Below are 19,383 nucleotides of genomic sequence, written 5' to 3' on the forward strand. Positions count from 1 at the left end.
ACTGACCTGGGGCTTCGTCCATCGTCCGGTCAGCCCTGCCGGTCCAGCACCGCCACGGCCTCGACATGGTGCGTGTGCGGGAACAGGTCGAACGCGCGCACGCCCATCAGCACGTACCCGTGCGCCGCGAGGTATCCGACGTCGCGCGCGAGCGCCGCCGGGTCGCACGCCACGTAGACGACGCGGCGCGGCTCGCGGGCCGCGATCGCGTCCACCACGGCGCGCCCGGCACCCGAGCGGGGCGGGTCCAGCACCACGACGTCCGCGGCGGGCACGTCGGCCTCGCCCGGCCCGCCCGCGAGCACCCGGTCCACGGAGCCCACGCGCAGGTCCACCTGCTCGTGGGCGTGCGCGTTGCGGCGGGCGTCCTTCACGGCGCGCGCGTCGCCCTCGACGGCGACCACGCGCCCGTCGGGCCCGACGGCGTCCGCCAGCGGCAGCGTGAACAGGCCGGCGCCGGAGTACAGGTCCAGCACGGTCTCCCCGGCCAGCTCCCCCGTGCTCGCGCCGGCGGCGTCCAGCACGGCGCCCGTGAGCACGGCCGGTGCCTCGCGGTGCACCTGCCAGAACCCGTCGGCGGCCACGCGGTAGCGGTGCGTGCCCCACGGGCCGGTCACGACCTCGCTCACGGCGCGACGGGCGTTGGGCCGGGAGTCCGGCCGGCCGCGGCGCCACGGCTCGCCGTCGACCAGGAGTGCCGGGTCGCCCTCGGACGGCGCGACGAGCTCCAGCCGCGCGCCCGGCGTCCAGGTGCGGGTGAACACGTCCTCGGCGACGGCGAACGCCGCCAGCTCGGCGGAGGCCAGCGGCATCTTCTTCAGCGCCACCACGTCGTGCGAGCGGTGCTTGCGCATGCCGGCGTGGCCGTCGGCGTCGGCCACCAGGTCGATCCGGGTGCGGTAGTGCAGGCCGCGGCGCTCGTCGTCGCCGGGCACCGCCTCGACGGTGACGTGCTCGGCGAGCCAGTCGGCGTCGATGCGCGCCAGGCGCTGCAGCTGCTCGGTGAGCACGGCGGTCTTCCAGCGTCGCTGCGCGGGCAGGGCGACGTGCGACAGCTCGCCGCCGCCCACGCCGTCGGCCCCGGCCGCGGGCCACAGGGGCTCGACGCGGTCGGGGGACGCCTCGAGCACCTCGACGGCGTCGGCACGCCAGAAGCTCGGGCCGCCCTCGGTGACGCGGGCGCGGACCCGCTCCCCCGGCAGGGTGTGGCGCACGAACACGACGCGGCCGTCCAGGCGGGCCACGCAGTGGCCGCCGTGCGCGACCGGGCCGACCTCCAGCTCGAACTCCTGGCCCACCTCCGGCCCCGGGGCGGCGTCGCTCACGCGCCGCGCGCGGCCCGGCCGCGGGGAACGCTGGGGGCGACGGCGCGGGCGGCCGCCCTGCTCGGGGTCTGCGGGCGCGGTGCGACGGTCGGGGTTGCGGGGCATGTGCTCAAGTATCGCCCACGGGCCGCCCGGACCCGGCCCGTCACCGGCCCGGCTGCGTCACATCCTGCGGCCGCGCAGGAAGGTGTCGCCCTCCAGGCCGGTCTGCCCGTGCGTCGAGGCGAGCTGCCACGGCACCGACGCCACGACGACGCCGGGGGTGAACAGCAGGCTGCCCTTGAGCCGCAGCGCCGACTGGTTGTGCAGGAGCTGCTCCCACCAGTGCCCGACCACGTACTCCGGGATGTAGACGATCACCAGGTCGCGCGGCGACTCGCGGTGCACGGACCGCACGTACTTGACCACCGGGCGGGTGATCTCGCGGAACGGCGAGTCCAGGATGCGCAGCGGCACGGGCAGGTCGAGGGCCTCCCACTCGGCGGTGAGCCGTTCCACGTCCTCACGGTCCACGCCCACGCTGACCGCCTCCAGCACGTTGGGGCGCGCGGCCCGCGCGTAGGCCAGGGCCCGCATGGTCGGCTTGTGCACCTTGGAGACCAGCACGACGGCGTGCACGCGGCTCGGCAGCGCCCGCGCGGCGGAGACGTCGTCCAGCGCCAGCTCGTCGCGCACGCGGTCGTAGTGCTTGCGGATGGCCCGCATGAGCACGAACAGCACGCCCATCGCCAGCAGGGTGATCCAGGCGCCGTGCGTGAACTTGGTGAGCAGCACGATGATCAGCACGATGCCGGTCAGCCCGAACCCGACGCCGTTGACCAGGCGCGAGCGCTTCATCCGGCTGCGCGCCGCGGGGTCGGGCTCGGTGCGCAGCCCGCGCGTCCAGTGCCGCAGCATGCCGAGCTGGGACAGCGTGAAGGAGACGAACACGCCCACGATGTAGAGCTGGATCAGGCGGGTGACCTCGGCGTCGAACACGACGATGAGCACGATCGCCGCGACGGCGAGGGTGACGATGCCGTTGGAGAACGCGAGCCGGTCGCCGCGGGTGTGGAGCTGGCGCGGCAGGTAGCCGTCGCGGCCCAGGATCGAGCCGAGCACGGGGAACCCGTTGAACGCCGTGTTCGCGGCGAGCACCAGGATGAGGCCCGTGACGGCGGAGACCGCGTAGAAGGCCGGCGGGAAGCCCGAGAAGACGGCCTCGGCGAGCTGGCCGATGACCGGGATCTGCACGTAGTGGTCGGAGACCGGCTCGCCGTTCAGCGTGAGCTGGCTGTGCGGGTCCTCCGCGAACTGGACGCCGGTGGCCTGGGCCAGCAGGAGGATCGACATGATCATCGTCGCCGAGATCGTGCCGAGCAGCAGCAGCGTGGTCGCGGCGTTGCGCGACTTGGGCTTGCGGAACGCCGGCACGCCGTTGCTGATGGCCTCGACGCCGGTCAGGGCGGCACAGCCGGACGCGAACGCCCGGGCCAGCAGGAACGCGCCCGCGATGCCCACCAGGCCCTGGTCGAACGCGGCCTCGGCGGACAGCTCGAACTCCGCGCTCTGGGCCTTGGGCAGCGTGCCCGAGAAGAACCGGAACGCGCCCGTGACGATGAGGGCCCCGATGATCGCCATGTAGCAGTAGGTCGGGATGGCGAACGCCGTGCCCGACTCCTTGACCCCGCGCAGGTTGACCAGGGTGAGCAGCGCCACCGCGATGACGGCGGCGAGCGCCTCGTGGCCGCGCAGCCCGGGGATGGCCGCGGAGGCGTACTGGGCCGCCGACGAGATCGACACGGCCACGGTGAGCACGTAGTCGACGAGCAGCGCGGAGGCGACGCCGATGCCCGCCGAGGGGCCGAGGTTGGTCGTGGCGACCTCGTAGTCGCCGCCGCCCGACGGGTAGGCGTGCACGTTCTGCCGGTAGGACGCCACCACGATGAGCAGCACCACGACCACCACGAGACCGACCCATGGCGAGAACGCCAGGGCCGCGATGCCCGCCAGTGACAGGGTCAGCAGGATCTCGTCCGGGGCGTACGCCACCGAGGAGAGGGCGTCCGAGGCGAACACCGGCAGTGCGATGCGTTTGGGCAGCAGCGTGTGCCCCAGGCTCTCGCTGCGCATGGGGCGGCCGACCAGGAGTCGCTTGGCCGCATCGACGATGTCCGACACGTTGGAAGACTCTATGCCCGTCGATGGCCTCCAGCGCACCCGGGGCACTCGCGGCGCGGTAGCGTTCCGTCCGTGCACTTCGTCATCATGGGCTGCGGCCGCGTCGGCTCCAGCCTCGCCCAGGAGATCGAGGGCCGCGGACACTCCGTGGCCGTCATCGACCAGAACCCGGACGCGTTCCGGCGTCTGCCTGCGGACTTCTCCGGCAAGAAGGTGACCGGGGTGGGCTTCGACCGCGACACCCTCGTGCAGGCGGGGATCGAGGACACGTACGCGTTCGCCGCGGTGTCCGACGGCGACAACTCCAACATCCTGTCCGCGCGCGTGGTCCGGGAGACGTACGGGGTCGACAACGTCGTGGCCCGGATCTACGACCCGCACCGCGCCGAGATCTACCAGCGGCTCGGCATCCCGACCGTCGCCACCGTGCGCTGGACGGCGGACCAGGTGCTGCGCCGGATGCTGCCGCTCGGCTTCACCGACGAGTACCGCGACCCGTCCGGCACGGTGCGGCTCGCGCAGATCGACTACCACCGGCGGTGGGTCGGCCGGCCCGTGCTCAACGTCGAGGCCGCCACGGGGGCGCGGGTCGCCTTCGTGACCCGCTACTCGTCGGCCATCCTGCCCACCCCCGACATCGTGCTCCAGGAGAACGACGTGCTCCACCTCCTCATGGCGGCCGACCGGTCCGCCGAGATCGAGCGGATCCTCACCGCCGCGCCGACCGCCGAGGAGGACTGATGCGCGTCGTCATCGCCGGGGCCGGCTCCGTGGGCCGCTCGATCGCCCGGGAGCTGCTGAGCCACGAGCACGAGGTCACCCTCATCGACAAGAACCCGGCGGCCATGCGGGTCTCGCAGGTCCCCGAGGCGGAGTGGGTGCTCGCGGACGCGTGCGAGCTGCCCGCGCTGGAGGCGTCCGAGCTGGAGCAGGCCGACGTCGTCGTGGGCGCCACCGGCGACGACAAGGTGAACCTGGTCTTCTCCCTGCTGGGCAAGACGGAGTTCGGGGTGCCGCGCACGGTCGCGCGCGTGAACAACCCGAAGAACGAGTGGATGTTCGACCAGTCCTGGGGCGTCGACGTGGCGGTCTCGACGCCGCGCATCATGACGGCGATGGTCGAGGAGGCCGTGGCCGTCGGCGACCTGGTGAAGATCTTCAGCTTCAGCCACTCGCGCGCCGACATCCTGGAGCTGACGCTGCCCGCCGACTCCCGGGTCGCCGGGACGCGCGTGGGCCAGGTGGTGTGGCCGGCGGACGTCACGCTCTCGACGATCGTGCGCGACGGCCGCCCGCTGGTGCCGAGCCCCGACGACACCCTGGAGGCCGGCGACGAGCTGCTGCTGGTCGCCGGCTCGGACGCCGACACGGACGCGCTGCAGAAGCTGCTGGTCCCGAAGGGCTGACCGGGCGGGGGCCCGGCCCGCGGCGTCAGGCAGGGCTTGACGTCAGGCAGGGCTGACGTCAGGCAGCGGGCCGCGGCTGGGGACGGCGCACGACGTACCAGGTCAGGTACAGCACCAGCGCCCAGAGCGGCACGCCGAGCAGCAGGTGGAACGTGCCCAGCCAGGCGACGTCGCCCGCGAAGTAGAGCGGCGTCTTGACCGCGAGGCGCAGCGCGAACAGCCCCACCCAGAGCCAGGTGGCGATCGCGTACATGCGCATCTTCGCCGGGTCGTCCCGCCACGCGGTCAGCGCGGCGAACGCCGAGGGCTGGTCGTCGGCGCGGTTGGCCTCGGCCTTCACGGCCTCCGGCGTCAGGCCGGCGCGCAGCGCCTCCACCACGTAGCCGACGGCGGGGCGGCGCGCGAGGATCGTGCCGAGCAGCACCACGAGGTAGCCGGCGTTCAGCAGCAGGCCACCCGCGTAGTAGTCCTCCGCGTCGCCGGACGTCCAGGCCCAGACCACGCCGACGGCGATGCCGAGCAGGCCGCCCAGCGCCTGGGTGACCGGCGTGCGCTGCACGAGGCGCGCCACGACGAGCACCAGGGCGGCCACCACGGACGCGACCAGCGGGACGGTCAGGTCGTTGGTGATCACGAACGCGACCACGAACACCAGGCCGGGCAGCACCGCCTCGACCAGGCCGCGCACCCCGCCCACGGCCTGCGCGGCCGAGAACTCGTCGCCGGTGAGGGCACGCATACCGCGCGCGGGGGTCTCTGCGGGCTGTGCCGCGGACTGCGCCACGGGCTGCTCCGGGGGCACGTCAGGACGTGCGGGATCGCTCATGGGGGCTATTGTGCCTCGCCCGGCCGGGGCCTCAGCTCGTACCGCGGGTTGAACATGGTGCGCCGCCCGTCGACGTCGCAGACCATGCCCTCGACCCGGATCCGGCGGCCCGGCTCGATGCCCTCGATGGTGCGGCGGCCGAGCCACACGAGGTCGAGGGCGCCGGAGCCGTCGAACAGCTCCGCCTCCAGGGTCGGCACGCCCTCGCGCGGGCGCAGCACGACCGAGCGGAGTACGCCCGCGACCTTGCCGCGGGAGCGGGTGGGCACGGACGTGACCGCCGCACAACCGATGTTCTTGGACGCGTCGGCGCGCTCCGCGGTGTCGCTGACCTCCTCGTTCGAGGCCAGCGTCGCCGCGATGCGCGAGGCGAGTGCCGAACGGAGACCCATCAGTGGTTCACCTCGTCAGCCGATCTGGGTGATCTCAGGGCCGCGGCGCAACGGGTTGAAGTCCGACATCTGCGGTGCGGCGCCCTGCGGACCGGCCGGCTCCTGCGCCGGCTGTGCACCATCCTTGCGCGCCGACTTCGGCAGCGCCAGGGGCAGCAGGTCGCGCGGTGGGCGCGGGCTCTGGTCCCGCACCACGACGATGTTCGCGAACACGGACTCCAGCGGCTTGGCCGCCTCGGCGTCCAGCGCCGCCCGGCCCGCGAGCACGCCGCGGATGAACCAGCGGGGCCCGTCCACGCCCACGAACCGCGCCGGCCGCTGGCCGGACTGCCCGTCGGGGCCCGTCACGGGCATGCGGACCAGCAGCTCGCGGCCGAACACGCCGGGCACGTCGTCCACGATGCCGCCCTGCCCGCTCACGGACTGCGCGATCTCGTGCCGGATCTCGTCCCAGATGCCCTCGGTGCGCGGCGCGGCGAACGCCTGGATCTGGAGGTTGGACCCCTCCAGCGCGGCCGTCACCCCGGTGACCTTCTGCGTCTTCTTGTCGATCTCCATGCGGAGCTCGAGCCCGGGCATCACGGGCAGCCAGATGGCGCCGAGGTCGACCCGCGGGCCCATCTCGTCCACCTGGGACCGGTCGAAGGGTCCGTGGGGCCGCTTCTGCTGCTCGGCCTCCACCGACGCCCACTCGACCGAGGCGGCCTCATTCGCCGTGCCTCGTCGGCTGAACAGACCCACAGCCACACTCCTTCGTCGTTCGTCCGTTGCTCGCCTCACCCGGGCGCGCGCTTTGCTCCGCCGGGCGGCGTTATCCGCTCGTTACTTACAGCCTAGACCTGTCCGGCGCCCAGCTGGACACGCGTTCAGCGCCCGGCGAAACCGCCGCTGGAGCCGAAGCCGCCGTCACCCCGGTGCGAGCCGGGCAGGGTCTGCGCGGGCAGGAACCGCGCGCGCTCGACCTTCTGGATCACGAGCTGCGCCACACGGTCGCCCCGGACCAGCTTCACGGGCTCGGTCGTGTCGGTGTTGAGCAGCGTGACCTTGATCTCGCCGCGGTAGCCCGCGTCCACGGTGCCCGGCGCGTTCACGATGGTCACGCCGTGCTTCGTCGCGAGGCCCGACCGCGGGTGCACGAACGCCGCGTAGCCGTCCGGCAGCGCGATCGAGATGCCGGTGGGCACCAGCACCCGCCCCTGCGGCGGGATCTCGACGTCGACCGTGGTCACCAGGTCGGCGCCGGCGTCGCCGGGATGCGCGTACGAGGGGACGGGAACGTCGTCCAGGAGGCGGATGAGCACGTCGACCGTGCTGCCGTCGTGAGCTGGCTCAGGGGTGGGCACGCCGGAAGAGTACGCCACCTCGGCCCGCGTCGCCGCAAGAGTGCCGAGGCAGTGTCCAGGACTGGGATGATGTGTCCATGACGGCGACCACCCTCACCTTCCACGAGCGTCTCCTGCCCGGGCCCGGTGGCTGGCTCGGCACGGTCGGTCTGGGCGCCATCGCGGCGATCGCGCTGTGGCCCGTGCACGCGGCCACGGCGGTCGCCGTCGGGCTGCTGGTGTGCGTGGGGTCGGCGGTCGCCCTGGCGGTGACGTCGCCCGTCGTCGAGGTGTCCGACGGCGTCCTGCGCGCCGGGAGCGCCCGGATCCCGGTCGCGCTGCTCGGCACGGCGCAGGCCCTGGACGTGGCCGCCATGCGGCACGAGCTGGGCCCCGGCCTCGACGCGCGCGCCTACGTCTGCCTGCGCGCGTGGGCGCGGACCGGGGTGCGGGTCGCGCTCGACGACCCGGCCGACCCCACCCCCTACTGGCTGGTCTCCACGCGCCGCCCGGAGCTGCTGGTGCAGGCCCTGGCTGACTGAGCCCTCCCAGGCCTCTCCCGGGCCCGGACACGACGAAGGCTGCCATGCTCCGCATGACAGCCCGGTCGTGTCGTCAGTGCCGAAGGCCTGGTGGATCAGGCGGCGCACTCCGTGCAGATCATCTGGCCGGCCTTCTCGTAGGCCAGCTGGCTGCGGTGGTGCACCAGGAAGCAGCTCGAACACGTGAACTCGTCCGCCTGACGCGGCAGCACCCGTACAGCGAGCTCCTCGCCCGACAGGTCGGCGCCCGGGAGCTCGAAGCCCTCGGCCGCTTCTGTCTCGTCCTCGTCCACAACGCCCGAGGACTTGTCGGAACGACGTGCCTGCAGCTCCTGGATCGAGTCCTGCTCGACATCCTCGTCGTTCTTACGCGGGGCGTCGTAGTCAGTTGCCATGTGGTGTTCTCCGTCGGTAGGTGGTCGCGCCGGAAGGGTTCGGGACATCCGGGGTTCGACGCCGCCCCGGCCGGGACACCGCAAGCACCGTCGAACAGCGACCGCAAGCGGGTGTACGCGCAGATAATGCACACGGCCCCGGTTTTGTTCCCGAGTCGGCCCACGGATTGTGCACCATTTCTGTCAGGCGCGCTACATCTACCGGTGTAACCCCCGTCACGTACGCTCTGACCTGCAACAACGGCCCGTTTTCGGCCTTTTGGACCTGGTCAGCAGTGACCAGCCTTGCGGGGGTGTGTCATAAAAAAGATCACCCGAGATCTACGCCGCCGGCCCCGTCCGCGTCGGCCTCCTCCAGGATCCCGGCGAGCTGCGCGACGAGCTCCGCCGGCCCCGCGACCGTCATCGCGTTCCCGGCGGGCCGGCCCCGCAGACCGGTCACCACGGCGCCCGCCTCGGTGGCCACGATCACGCCCGCCGCCATGTCCCACGGGTTCAGGCCGCGCTCGTAGTACAGGTCGAGCGAGCCGTCCGCGAGCAGGCACAGGTCGATCGCGGCGGAGCCGAGCCGGCGGATGTCCCGGATCCGCGGCAGCACCTGCGCCAGCACCTGGGCCTGCTCGGCACGGCGTGCGGCGTCGTACCCGAAGCCCGTGCCCACCAGGGACGTGCTCAGGGACGCCGGCGCACCCGCGTGGACGGGCACGCCGTCGCGCGTGGCGCCCTCGCCCAGCCCGGCCGACCAGGTCCGCCCGTCGGCGATGCTGTGCACGCACCCGGCCAGCACGGTCCACGACGCCGGCTCGGGCGGCCCCGCCACCACCGCCACCGACACGGCCCAGGACGCCACCCCGTACAGGTAGTTCACCGTGCCGTCGATCGGGTCGAGCACCCAGGTCAGCCCGCTGGTGCCGGGCACGTCGTCGCCCTCCTCGCCCAGGATCGCGTCGTCCGGGCGCTCCGCGGCGATCATCTCGCGCAGCAGGTCCTCCGAGGCGCGGTCCATGACCGTGACCGGGTCCACGTCGCTCGACTTGGTCGCGGCCACCTCGACCCGCTCCGGTCTGCCCTCGCGCACGAGGGTCCCGGCCGCCGTCGCGAGGCGGACGGCGAGGTCGCGGAGGGTGGTGACGGTGACGCCGTCGGGCAGCTCGTGCGGTGCGGGTGAGATCACGCGCCCATCCTGCCCCACCCGCCGGCGGGCTACGATCCGGCGGCACACCGACGCGCCTGCGCCGCGCCGCCCCCGCTCGGTGGCAGGCTCGGCACACAGGACTACCCCGGGAGGACTGGCATGGACGAGCTGGAGCTGGTGAGGCTGCACGAGGACGGTGAACGCCTCGTCCTCGCCGCACGCGACGGCACCCAGAGCACCCTGCCGATCACCGACGCCCTGCGCGCCGCCCTCCGGGGTGACCGGCCGCGCCTGGAGTCGATCCGCGCCCAGGAGGAGTCCACCCTGCGTCCGCGCGAGATCCAGGCGCGCCTGCGCGCGGGCGAGACGTGCGAGGACCTCGCCGAGGCCTCGGGCCTGCCCGTGGAGCACGTGCGGCGCTTCGAGTACCCCGTCATCTCCGAGCGCGAGCACGCGATCTCCCGGGTGCGCGCCAAGGCCGTGCTGAACGACGACGACACCGCCACCACGCTCGGCGAGGTCGCCGACGAGCGGCTGCGCTCGCGCGGCGTGCGGCCCGACGACGCGCGGTGGACCGCCACCCGGGAGGGCACCCACCCCTGGATCGTCCAGGTCGAGTTCACCGCGGGCGAGCGGGCGCGGGAGGCCCGCTGGTCCCTCGAGCCGCGCGGCGGCTTCGTCACGGCGCTCGACGACGAGGCCCGCTGGCTCGGCCTCCCGGAGGACGACGGTGGCCCGGCGCTCGCCGGCGTCGCCACGCTGCCGCCGCAGCGGCTCGGCCAGCGCGGCTCCCGGCCGGCACCGCCCGAGCCGGACGACACGGACCTGCTCCTGGACAACCTCTCCGAGAGGCGCGGCCAGCGGCCCTCGCGGCGCTCCGCACCCGACGTCGGGCCGCCCGACCTGCTGGAGCTCGACCACCTGGACGGGGGACCGGCAGGCCCGGGCCCCGGGTCGGCGGCGAGCCCGGACGAGCCCGACGAGTCCACGCCGGAGCCGGCCGCGGCCGTCGTCGACATCGGCGCGCGGCGGGGCGGGTCGCGGCCGAGGATGCCGTCCGTCAAGGTGCCGGACTCTCCCGCCGACCTGGAGTGGGAGGGGCCGAGCCAGTGGGAGATCCCGGGGCCCGTACCGGCCACGCCCCCGCCGTCGGACCAGGAGGCGAAGCCCGAGGCGGAGCCTGCGCCCGCCCCGGTCCCGGAGCCGGCGAACGTGCCGGACAAGGAGCCGGCGGCCGCCAAGCGGCCCGCGCCCAAGCGCGGCCGCAAGTCGCGCGCGCAGGTACCGAGCTGGGACGAGATCGTGTTCGGCTCGCGCCCGGAGGTCTAGCCCCAGGGTCTCGCTAGCCCCAGAGGGACTCGTCCGCCGACCGGCGGCGGGCGGTGAGCGCGGTCATGCGGCGCATGTGGTGGCGGCGGCACAGCACCTCGTACGCGACCTCGGCGAGACCGACGTCGCCGATCACCACCTGCTCCCCCTCGGTGACCATGATCCCGTCCACGGTGCGCGCGTTGTGCGTGGCGCGCGCACCGCACCAGCACAGCGACTGCACCTGGAGCAGCTCGACACGGTCGGCGAGCTCGATGAGGCGGGCGGAGCCGGGGAAGAGCCGGGTGCGGAAGTCGGTGGTGATGCCGAAGGCGAAGATGTCGATCTCCGTCTCGTCGACCAGCCGGGCGAGCTGCTCCACCTGCGCGGGCGAGTAGAACTGCGCCTCGTCGCACACGAGGTAGTCGACGGCCTCGCCGCCGGCGCGCCGGCCGCTGATCTCGACCCAGAAGTCGGTGTCGTCGGTCACCTCGACCGCCGCGACCTCCAGGCCCAGCCGGCTGGAGACCCGGTCCGCGCCCGCCCGGTCGCCCCGGCTGAAGATGAGCCCCTCGCGCCCGCGGGCGCGGAAGTTGTGGTCGGTCTGCAGGGCGAGCGTGGACTTGCCGGAGTCCATGGTCCCGGAGAAGAAGACGAGCTGGGCCACGAGAGCTTCCTAGGAGAGGGCGGTCAGGAACGGCACGAGCATCTCGTGCGGCGTGAGGGAGCCGTGCACGCCGGGCAGTGCCCGCGCGTTCGCGGAGTGCACCCGGGAGTCGACGACGGTGGCGGCGCCGGTCATCGCCACGACCACGTCCCCGATCGCGGGCAGCACGTGCTCGGCTACCGGCCCGAACCAGCCGTCGGCCACGGCCCGCTCCCGCAGCACGACCAGGGCGTGGTCGCCCAGCCGCTCGGTCCACCGAGCCGCGACGTCGGCCGGGTCGGTGCCCGGCTCGGTGTAGACGTGCAGGGCGCGCGGCTCACCGCCCACCATCGCCACGCCGGGGTGCAGGGCCGGGTCGGTCGCGACGTCCCACTGGGTGGTCAGGTCGGCCGTGATCTGGCCGTGGTCGGCCGTGACCAGCACCAGGGTGCCGCGCGGCACGCTGCGCAGCAGGCGGCGCAGCTCCCGGTCGGTGGCCTCCAGCGCGTCGCCCCACTGCCAGGAGTCCCAGCCGAAGCCGTGGCCGGTCTTGTCGACGTCGCCCTGGTACAGGTACACCAGGCTCTGCCCGGTGCCGGCCGGGTCGGCCGGCCGGCGCAGCGCCGCGACGGTGGCGTCCACGCGCTGCTCGAACGTCTCGGCGGCCACGTGGGCGGGGCCGCGCAGCGCGGCCTGGCTCATGCCGGAACCCGCGAACTTCCGCGGGCCGGGGGCCACCACCCGCGTGCCGGCGGCGGCGAGCGTTTCCAGGACGGTGGGCTCGCGCTGCACGTCGGCGGGGTCGCCGAGGTCGCGCCACTGCACCACCGCGGCCAGCTTCCCGGTCTCCGGGTTGCGCTGCGTGTAGCCGAGCATGCCCGTGAGCCCCGGGGCGGTGCCGGTCCCGAGGATGCTCAGGCCCGCGGCCGTCGTGGACGGGAAGCTGGAGGTGAGCGTGGCGGCGTCCTCGCCCCGCTCGCGCAGGAGGCCGCGCAGGAACGGCGCGTGGCCCCCGCGCTCGGCGAGGTTGCGGATGCCGAGCCCGTCCACCAGCACGACGACCACGCGGTCGGCGTCGGGCAGGCCGAGGGCCGCGCGGCAGCCGGCCGCGGTCAGGCCCGTGGCCGTGGTGAGGTCGTGGCCCAGCGCGCCCGCCGCGGCGGGCAGCACCGCGGCGAGGCTCGCGGTGTCGTAGGACGGCGCGACGAGCCCCTCGGGGAGGTGCGGAGCGCTCACGCAGACGTGGCCCGGGACAGTGCCCGGGCGAAGTCGACGGCCGCCCGGACGGCGGCGTCGCCCTCGGCCTCGCCGGAGACGCGGACCACCACGTCGTCGGGCGTCACCTGGCCGGTCAGGCCGTGGTCGGCCGTGCAGTTCGGGTCCACGCAGGAGGCCGGCTCCAGGTCGACGCGCGAGACCGCGCCCCAGCCCACGGCGAGCGTGACCTCGCGCGTGGCCCCGCGCTGCGGGTACTGCGCCGGGTCCGCGATCACGTGGGTGAGCGCCACGGAGCGGATCTCGCGCACCGGCACCACCTCGGTGGTGGCGGACGCCGAGCCGGACCGGGCCGGGTCCTCCCCCGTGTGGTCGTCGACGTGCGCGGTGACCAGGCGGGTCGGGGTCAGCACCAGGACCGTGAGGTGGCGGCGCACCTCCGAGTCGAAGGTGGTCTCGGCCTGCACGAGGTGGGCCACCACCTCCTCGCCGGCCAGGGCCACGTCGAGCACGTCCGCGACGAGCTCCGGGTAGTAGCCGGCCCGGTGCAGGTGGGCGGTCAGGTCGTCACGGGCATCGGTAGGGGCATGGGGCACGAGGGGAATCATCCCATGAGAGGGGCTCTCGCCGTTAGCCCGGCAGCGCCCTGCGCAGGGCGTCCGTGCGGCGTTCGGCGGGGCGCAGCCGGATCGTGGCGTGCAGCACGGAGGCGCCCCGCTCCGCGACGGCCACGGGGTACAGCTCCACGGACGCGAGCTCGGGCAGGTCGTCGGCCATGACCGAGACGCGGGCCAGCACGTCCTCCAGCGCCGCGACGTCGGCGGCGGGCGCGCCCTGGTACCCGAACAGGCGGGGCGCGGCGCGCACGCCGCGCACCATCCGGGCCACGTCCACGTCGGTCAGCGGCGGCACGCCGTGGGTCACGTCGTCGAGCAGGTCGACGGCGTCGCCCGCCACGCCGAACGAGACCACGGGCCCGAACAGCTCGTCCTCCACCGACCGCACCACGCACGCCACGCCCGTGGGGGCCATGGCCTGCACCTCCAGCACCGGGTCGGGTGCAGGCAGCAGGGCCGACGCCGCGGCGAGCATGCGCTCGGCGTCCTCGGTCAGGTCCTCGGCGTCGGCGATGTCGAGCCGCACGCCGCCCAGGTCGGCGCGGTGCCGCAGCGCGGGCGAGGCGATCTTGAGCGCCACCGGCCAGCCCAGCTCCTGCGCGGCGGCCACCGCCTCCTGCGGCGTGCGCACGCTCCGGGAGCCCCACAGGGACAGGCCGTAGCAGGCCAGCAGCTCGGTCGCCTCCTCCTGGTCCAGGACCGTCCCGTCGGGGTGCCGGCCGAGCAGCGACTCGACGAGGGTACGCGCCTGGGTGCGGGCCACGCCGTCGGACACGCCCTCCCGCAGGGCCGGGCGGACCGGGCTGCCGTGGTCCTGGGTGCGCCACCGCGCGTAGCGCACCACCTCCCCGAGGGCCCAGACGGCGTCCTCGGGCGTGGAGAAGGCGGGCAGGCGGACCTCGCGCCCGTCGTGGCTCGCCGCGAGCTCGTCGGGCATGCCGTGCAGGCCCAGCGCGCTGACCACGGTGGTGCGGCCCGTGCGGGCCGCGGCCGCGGCCACGGCGCGGGCCATCGCCTCGGTGCGCGGCAGCACCACGGGCACGGAGACCATGACGACGGCGTCGCACGCGTCCGGCGCGTAGAGGGCGTCGACGGCGGCGGCGATCTCGTCGTCGGGCGCCCCGGCCGACAGCGACTCCGGCGGCCCGACGACGGTCAGGCCCGCCGCCGCGACGGCGTCGGCCACGAGCGCGGCGAGCGACGGCGAGCTGGCAAGGATGCCCACCCGGCCGCCCGCCGGCAGCGGCTGGTGCGCCAGCACCTGCGCGACGTCCATGAGCTGGTGCGTGTTCTCCGCGCGGATCACGCCGGACTGCCGCAGCACCTCGTCGAGCATCCGGCGCGGGGCGCGCGTGGCGCGCACGGTGTGCCCGGGCGGCACCACGCTGCCGTGGCGCCCCGCCACGACCACGACCACGGGCTTGACGAGCGCGAGGCGGCGGGCGATGCGCGAGAACTTGCGCGGGTTGCCGAGCGTCTCCAGGTACAGGCACACGACGTCGGTGTGGGGGTCGTCCTGCCAGTACTGCATGACGTCGTTGCCGGACACGTCCGCCCGGTGCCCCGCCGACACCAGCGTGGACAGACCCAGGCCGCGCCGCTTGACGGTCTCGGCCGCCGTCACGGCGGTCGGCGCGCTCTGGCTGAACAGGCCCACCCGCCCGGCGCGCGGAGCGGTCAGGGCGAGGCTGGCGCGCAGACGCGCGCCCGGCACGTTGGTGAGCAGGCCGTAGCTCGCCGGGCCCACCACGCGCATCCCCTCGCCGTGCGCGGTGCGCAGCAGCTCCCGGCGGCGGGCCACGCCGGCCGGCCCGGCCTCGGCCCAGCCCGCCGACAGCACGACCACGCCGTGAGCGCCCGTGCCGCGCAGGCGGCGGACGGCGTCGATCACCTCGTCGGGCGGGGCGGCGACGACGGCGAGGTCGATGCCGTGGGGGGTGTCGGGGCCGGTGCTGCCGCCGCTGGTGCCGCCGTTGCTGCTCTCCGGGGCGAGGTCCGCCCAGGTCACGTCGTCGCCGAGCACGAGGAGCTCGGTGTCGCCGGGGTCGGCGGCGTGGGCCTCGCGGACGCGGGCGACGAGCAGGTGGTCGATGTCCGGGGCGTCGGCGGTGCCGGCGTCGGCAGGGCCGACCAGGAGCACCCGCCGCGCCGAGAGCAGGCCCTGCATGGAGCGGGCCTCGGTACGGTGCTCGCGGTCGGCCATCACCTCCCGGGACCGGTCGGTCGGGTCGAGGTCGACCGAGACGCTCACCACGCCGTCGTCCAGGTGCTGCTCGACGTCGTAGCCCGCCTCGCGGAACACGCCCAGCATCGCGCGGTTCTGGGGCAGCACCTCGGCGATGAACCGGTGCACGCCCCGCTCGCGCGCCGCCGCGGCGATGTGCTCCAGGAGGACCGAGCCGAGGCCCTGGCCCTGGAGCGCGTCCGCGATGTTGAACGCGACCTCGGCGGTGCGCCGCCCCGGCTGGTCGTCGGTCACGTCGTAGCGCGTGACGCCGACGATGTCCTCGCGGCCGGCGCCGTCGTCGTCCGTACCCGGCCGGACCGCGACGAGCGCCGCGCGGCGTACGTGGTCCACCGTGACGAGCTGGGTGAGCAGCCGCTCCGGGATGCGCTGCAGCGCGGCGAAGAACCTCAGGTAGGTGGAGCGCTCGGACTGGGCCATCTGGAAGCGCTGGAGCGCGTCGGCGTCCTCGGGGCGGATGGGGCGCACGTGCGCGGTCGAGCCGTCGCGCAGCACCACGTCGGCCTCCCACTCGACGGGGTAGCCGGTCGCGTAGGGCGAGCGCACCGTGCCCACCTTCCGGTCGGCCCGTTCTGGCTGGTCCACGGGACAAGGCTAACGACCCCGCGGGAGGTGCCGCCGTACCGGGGCGGCAGCCCGCTGGTCAGCCCGCTGGTCTGCCCGTCGGTCAGCCCACCAGGACCATGCCCACGAGCAGCATCACGGCGAAGCCCACGAGCACGAGGCGCTGGCGCCGGTTGGGGCCCGACGCCGTCAGGATCGCCGCGACGGCGGGACCCGCCCCGAGCAGGAGCCATGCGCCGACGGCCGGCGCCACGTTCACGGCGACGGCGCCGACGGCGACGACCACCAGGCCGTGCACCACGCCGAGCCCGACCCGCATCGCGACCACGATGTGCAGCACCGCGGCGAGGATCGCCAGGCCGGCCCACACGGTGATGCCCTGCTCCAGGCAGCCCCACTCCTGCTCGGCGCACCGCCAGGACTGCATCCACCACGTGACCAGGGCGCCGAGCACCAGGACGGGCACCACGCTGAGCCCGACCACACCGTAGGCGAGGCCGATCCGGGCCAGCCAGCCCGGGACGGTCGTCGACCTGCTGACCAGCGGCAATTCGGGCATACCTGAATACTGCCAGGTGGGACGAGGTCTGTGCACACGGCTCGGCGATGACCTGGTGAGACGTCCGTGAAGAGCCTCCTGTGCGGAGGGCGTGTGCGCGACCTGGAGTGTGGGTGGCGCGAGGTACGGTTTGCCTGTCCCCGTCCAGCCCCAGAGCCCAGGAGCCCCACGAACCATGGCGCGCAAGCCGTCGCAGCCGCTCGACGAGAGCGAGATCCACGAGAAGGTCGTGGACATCGACGTCGCCTCGGAGATGGAGGCCTCGTTCCTCGAGTACGCCTACTCCGTCATCTACTCGCGGGCGCTCCCCGATGCGCGCGACGGCCTCAAGCCGGTGCAGCGACGCATCCTCTACATGATGTCGGACATGGGGCTGCGGCCCGACCGCGCGCACGTGAAGTCGTCGCGCGTGGTGGGCGAGGTCATGGGAAAGCTGCACCCGCACGGTGACGCCCCGATCTACGACGCGCTCGTGCGCCTGGCGCAGGACTTCTCGCTGCGGCTGCCGCTCGTGGACGGGCACGGCAACTTCGGCTCGCTCGACGACGGCCCCGCCGCCCCCCGGTACACCGAGGCGCGGCTCGCGGCGCCGTCGATGGCGATGACCACCGGGCTCGACGAGAACGTCGTGGACTTCGTGCCGAACTACGACAACAAGCTCACCCAGCCCGAGGTGCTGCCCGCCGCGATCCCGAACCTGCTGGTCAACGGCGCGTCCGGCATCGCGGTCGGCATGGCCACGAACATGGCGCCGCACAACCTCGTCGAGGTCGTCTCGGCGGCACAGCACCTGATCAAGAACCCCGAGGCCACGCTGGAGGACCTGCAGCGGTTCGTGCCCGGGCCGGACCTGCCCACGGGCGGCAAGATCGTCGGGCTGGAGGGCGTGCGCGACGGCTACCGCACCGGCCGCGGCAGTTTCCGCACCCGTGCCACCGCGCGGATCGAGAACGTGACCCCGCGCCGCAAGGGCATCGTCGTCACCGAGCTGCCGTACCTGGTGGGGCCGGAGAAGGTGATCGAGAAGATCGCCGACGGCGTCAAGGCCAAGCGCATCCAGGGCGTGGCCAACGTCCAGGACCTCACCGACCGCACGCACGGCCTGCGCCTCGTGATCGAGGTCAAGACCGGCTTCGACCCCGACGCCGTGCTGGAGCAGCTCTACCGCGTCACGCCGCTCGAGGACTCGTTCGGCATCAACAACGTGGCCCTGGTCGACGGCCAGCCGCGCACGCTCGGCCTGCTCGAGATGCTGCGGGTCTGGGTGGACCACCGCATCCTGGTGGTCCGCCGCCGCTCGCAGTACCGCCTGGACAAGCGCCTGGAGCGGCTGCACCTGGTGGACGGCCTGCTCATCGCGATCGTCGACATCGACGAGGTCATCCAGGTGATCCGCTCGTCCGACGACGCCGCCATCGCCCGCGACCGGCTGCGCGAGATCTTCGACCTGTCCGAGCCGCAGGCCTCCTACATCCTCGACCTGCAGCTGCGCCGGCTGACCAAGTTCTCCCGCATCGAGCTGGAGAAGGAGGCCGAGGAGCTGCGCCGCGAGATCGCGGAGCTGGAGCAGATCCTCGGCGACGAGAAGCTGCTGCGCCGCCTCGTGAGCACCGAGATGGGCGAGGTGGCCAAGACCTACGGCACGCCGCGCCGCACCGTGCTGCTCGACGCCGCGGGCGGGTCCGTCGGCTCGGTGGCCGTCGCCCCCGCGAACGGGCGCAAGAAGAACGTGGAGCCGATCGACCTGCAGATCAAGGACCAGCCCACCCGCGTGGTGCTGTCCGCCACCGGCCTGCTGGCCCGGCTCCCCGACGACGTCCCGGTGCCGCGCGAGGGCAACCGCGCCGCGCACGACGCCCTGCGGGGCGACGCCGCGGCGTCCACCCGCGGCCACGTGGGCCTCGTGACGTCCGCCGGCCGGATGCTGCGCATCTCCGTGCTCGACCTGCCCTCGCTCCCGCCGACGGACGGCGCGCCCTCGCTGTCCGGCGGCATCCCGGTCAGCGAGCTCGTGGAGCTGGAGCGCGGCGAGAGCGTGCTCGCGGTGACGGGGCTCGGCGCCGACGCGCCGACCGTCGCCGTCGGGACGGCACAGGGCGTCGTCAAGCGCGTCGCGCCGTCCGACGCCCCGGCCAAGGGCGACGAGTGGCCCGTCATCGGGCTCAAGGACGGCGACACCGTGGTCGGTGCCGCCGTCGTGGCCGACGACGACGAGCTGGTCTTCGTGGCCGACGACACCTCGCTGCTGCACTTCCCGGCGTCGTCCGTGCGCCCGCAGGGCCGCGCGGCCGGCGGCATGGCGGGCATCAAGCTCGCCGAGGGCGGGCGGGCCGTGTTCTTCGGCGCGGTCCCGGCCGGGGTCGACGCGACCGTCGTGACGATCGCCGGCGCCGGTGACGCGCTGCCCGGGATCGAGCCGGGCGCGGGCAAGGTGACGCCGTTCGCGCTGTACCCGGGCAAGGGCCGGGCGACCGGCGGCGTCCGGTCGCAGCGGCTCCTGAAGGGCGAGGACGGCCTGATCCTGGCCTGGGTCGGCGCCACTCCCCCGCGTGCGCTCGGCGCCGGCGGCCAGCCGGTCGACCTGCCCGAGGTGGACCAGCGCCGGGACGGCTCCGGGACGCCGATCGCGGTGCCGGTCGCGGTCATCGGGTGATCTCGGGAGAGTAGTTCTGTGGGAGGTGTCGATTCCGGCGCGGCTCGCCCGTCCAAGGCGTGTCAACATCCCA

The 19,383-nt window shown here is 74.2% G+C and carries 18 protein-coding genes; 5 read left to right on the forward strand and 13 right to left on the reverse strand.

All coding sequences use genetic code 11. From position 1 onward, the window contains the following. Nucleotides 1–29: 29 nt before the first annotated feature. Both AB0I29_RS00770 and AB0I29_RS00775 read right to left on the reverse strand, forming a co-directional pair. A complete protein-coding gene (locus tag AB0I29_RS00770) occupies nt 30–1,430 on the reverse strand; it encodes a TRAM domain-containing protein (protein WP_357476829.1) in 1,401 nt (466 codons plus the stop codon). A gap of 57 nt (nt 1,431–1,487) precedes the next feature. Then, complete coding sequence (locus AB0I29_RS00775) at nt 1,488–3,485, reverse strand: APC family permease (protein ID WP_285103590.1); 1,998 nt, start codon at nt 3,483–3,485, stop codon at nt 1,488–1,490. Nucleotides 3,486–3,572: 87 nt separating this feature from the next. Here AB0I29_RS00775 and AB0I29_RS00780 point away from each other — a divergent pair, with 87 nt between their 5' ends. Continuing rightward, nucleotides 3,573–4,226 (forward strand): TrkA family potassium uptake protein, encoded by a 654-nt coding sequence (locus AB0I29_RS00780; protein ID WP_285103745.1) that lies wholly within the window; start codon nt 3,573–3,575, stop codon nt 4,224–4,226. Continuing rightward, nucleotides 4,226–4,891 carry a TrkA family potassium uptake protein gene (locus AB0I29_RS00785; RefSeq protein WP_285103589.1) on the forward strand — a complete coding sequence of 222 codons (666 nt, stop codon included), beginning with the start codon at nt 4,226–4,228 and terminating at the stop codon, nt 4,889–4,891. The genes AB0I29_RS00780 and AB0I29_RS00785 overlap by 1 nt, the downstream gene beginning before the upstream one ends. Before the next feature lie 58 nt (nt 4,892–4,949). Here AB0I29_RS00785 and AB0I29_RS00790 read toward each other — a convergent pair whose 3' ends face one another. From AB0I29_RS00790 to dut, 4 genes are all read right to left on the reverse strand, one after another. Beyond that, nucleotides 4,950–5,717, reverse strand: a complete 768-nt coding sequence (locus tag AB0I29_RS00790; protein WP_285103588.1) for a DUF3159 domain-containing protein — start codon at nt 5,715–5,717, stop codon at nt 4,950–4,952. 5 nt (nt 5,718–5,722) lie between these two features. Further along, nucleotides 5,723–6,109 carry an OB-fold nucleic acid binding domain-containing protein gene (locus AB0I29_RS00795; RefSeq protein ID WP_357476834.1) on the reverse strand — a complete coding sequence of 129 codons (387 nt, stop codon included), beginning with the start codon at nt 6,107–6,109 and terminating at the stop codon, nt 5,723–5,725. 15 nt (nt 6,110–6,124) lie between these two features. Continuing rightward, nucleotides 6,125–6,850 (reverse strand): DUF3710 domain-containing protein, encoded by a 726-nt coding sequence (locus tag AB0I29_RS00800; protein ID WP_285103586.1) that lies wholly within the window; start codon nt 6,848–6,850, stop codon nt 6,125–6,127. A gap of 125 nt (nt 6,851–6,975) precedes the next feature. Further along, the gene (gene dut, locus AB0I29_RS00805) at nt 6,976–7,452 is read right to left on the reverse strand and encodes a dUTP diphosphatase (RefSeq protein ID WP_285103584.1); all 477 of its coding nucleotides are present in this window, start codon (nt 7,450–7,452) and stop codon (nt 6,976–6,978) included. A gap of 77 nt (nt 7,453–7,529) precedes the next feature. On the opposite strand from dut, the gene AB0I29_RS00810 reads away from it, so the two are divergent. Then, nucleotides 7,530–7,973, forward strand: coding sequence for a DUF3093 domain-containing protein (locus tag AB0I29_RS00810; RefSeq protein WP_285103582.1), 444 nt, complete (start codon nt 7,530–7,532; stop codon nt 7,971–7,973). Between the two features lie 95 nt (nt 7,974–8,068). Here the strand turns inward: AB0I29_RS00810 and AB0I29_RS00815 are convergent, their stop codons facing one another. Next, entirely contained in the window at nt 8,069–8,368 is a 300-nt protein-coding gene (locus tag AB0I29_RS00815) for a DUF4193 domain-containing protein (RefSeq protein ID WP_020014531.1), read from the reverse strand. A gap of 310 nt (nt 8,369–8,678) precedes the next feature. Further along, nucleotides 8,679–9,542 carry an inositol monophosphatase family protein gene (locus tag AB0I29_RS00820; RefSeq protein ID WP_357476840.1) on the reverse strand — a complete coding sequence of 288 codons (864 nt, stop codon included), beginning with the start codon at nt 9,540–9,542 and terminating at the stop codon, nt 8,679–8,681. 120 nt (nt 9,543–9,662) lie between these two features. On the opposite strand from AB0I29_RS00820, the gene sepH reads away from it, so the two are divergent. Beyond that, nucleotides 9,663–10,832, forward strand: a complete 1,170-nt coding sequence (gene sepH, locus AB0I29_RS00825) for a septation protein SepH (RefSeq protein ID WP_357476843.1) — start codon at nt 9,663–9,665, stop codon at nt 10,830–10,832. A 13-nt stretch (nt 10,833–10,845) separates the two neighbouring features. Here the strand turns inward: sepH and AB0I29_RS00830 are convergent, their stop codons facing one another. The 5 genes from AB0I29_RS00830 to AB0I29_RS00850 form a co-directional block, all read right to left on the reverse strand. After that, complete coding sequence (locus tag AB0I29_RS00830; protein ID WP_285103576.1) at nt 10,846–11,478, reverse strand: thymidine kinase; 633 nt, start codon at nt 11,476–11,478, stop codon at nt 10,846–10,848. Between the two features lie 9 nt (nt 11,479–11,487). After that, nucleotides 11,488–12,693 carry a nucleotide pyrophosphatase/phosphodiesterase family protein gene (locus tag AB0I29_RS00835; RefSeq protein ID WP_357476846.1) on the reverse strand — a complete coding sequence of 402 codons (1,206 nt, stop codon included), beginning with the start codon at nt 12,691–12,693 and terminating at the stop codon, nt 11,488–11,490. Continuing rightward, nucleotides 12,690–13,268, reverse strand: a complete 579-nt coding sequence (locus tag AB0I29_RS00840) for a DUF5998 family protein (protein WP_357476849.1) — start codon at nt 13,266–13,268, stop codon at nt 12,690–12,692. The genes AB0I29_RS00835 and AB0I29_RS00840 overlap by 4 nt, the downstream gene beginning before the upstream one ends. Before the next feature lie 34 nt (nt 13,269–13,302). Further along, nucleotides 13,303–16,119, reverse strand: coding sequence for a GNAT family N-acetyltransferase (locus AB0I29_RS00845; protein WP_357476852.1), 2,817 nt, complete (start codon nt 16,117–16,119; stop codon nt 13,303–13,305). Between the two features lie 82 nt (nt 16,120–16,201). Then, nucleotides 16,202–16,657: a hypothetical protein gene (locus AB0I29_RS00850; RefSeq protein ID WP_357476855.1), complete on the reverse strand. Its 456-nt coding sequence runs from the start codon at nt 16,655–16,657 to the stop codon at nt 16,202–16,204. A 175-nt stretch (nt 16,658–16,832) separates the two neighbouring features. Here AB0I29_RS00850 and AB0I29_RS00855 point away from each other — a divergent pair, with 175 nt between their 5' ends. Then, on the forward strand, nt 16,833–19,310 hold the full coding sequence (locus tag AB0I29_RS00855) for a DNA topoisomerase IV subunit A (protein WP_357476858.1): 2,478 nt from the start codon (nt 16,833–16,835) through the stop codon (nt 19,308–19,310). The last annotated feature ends 73 nt before the right edge of the window (nt 19,311–19,383 follow it).

This window comes from Promicromonospora sp. NPDC050262 (assembly GCF_040655935.1).
GTDB lineage: Bacteria > Actinomycetota > Actinomycetes > Actinomycetales > Cellulomonadaceae > Promicromonospora.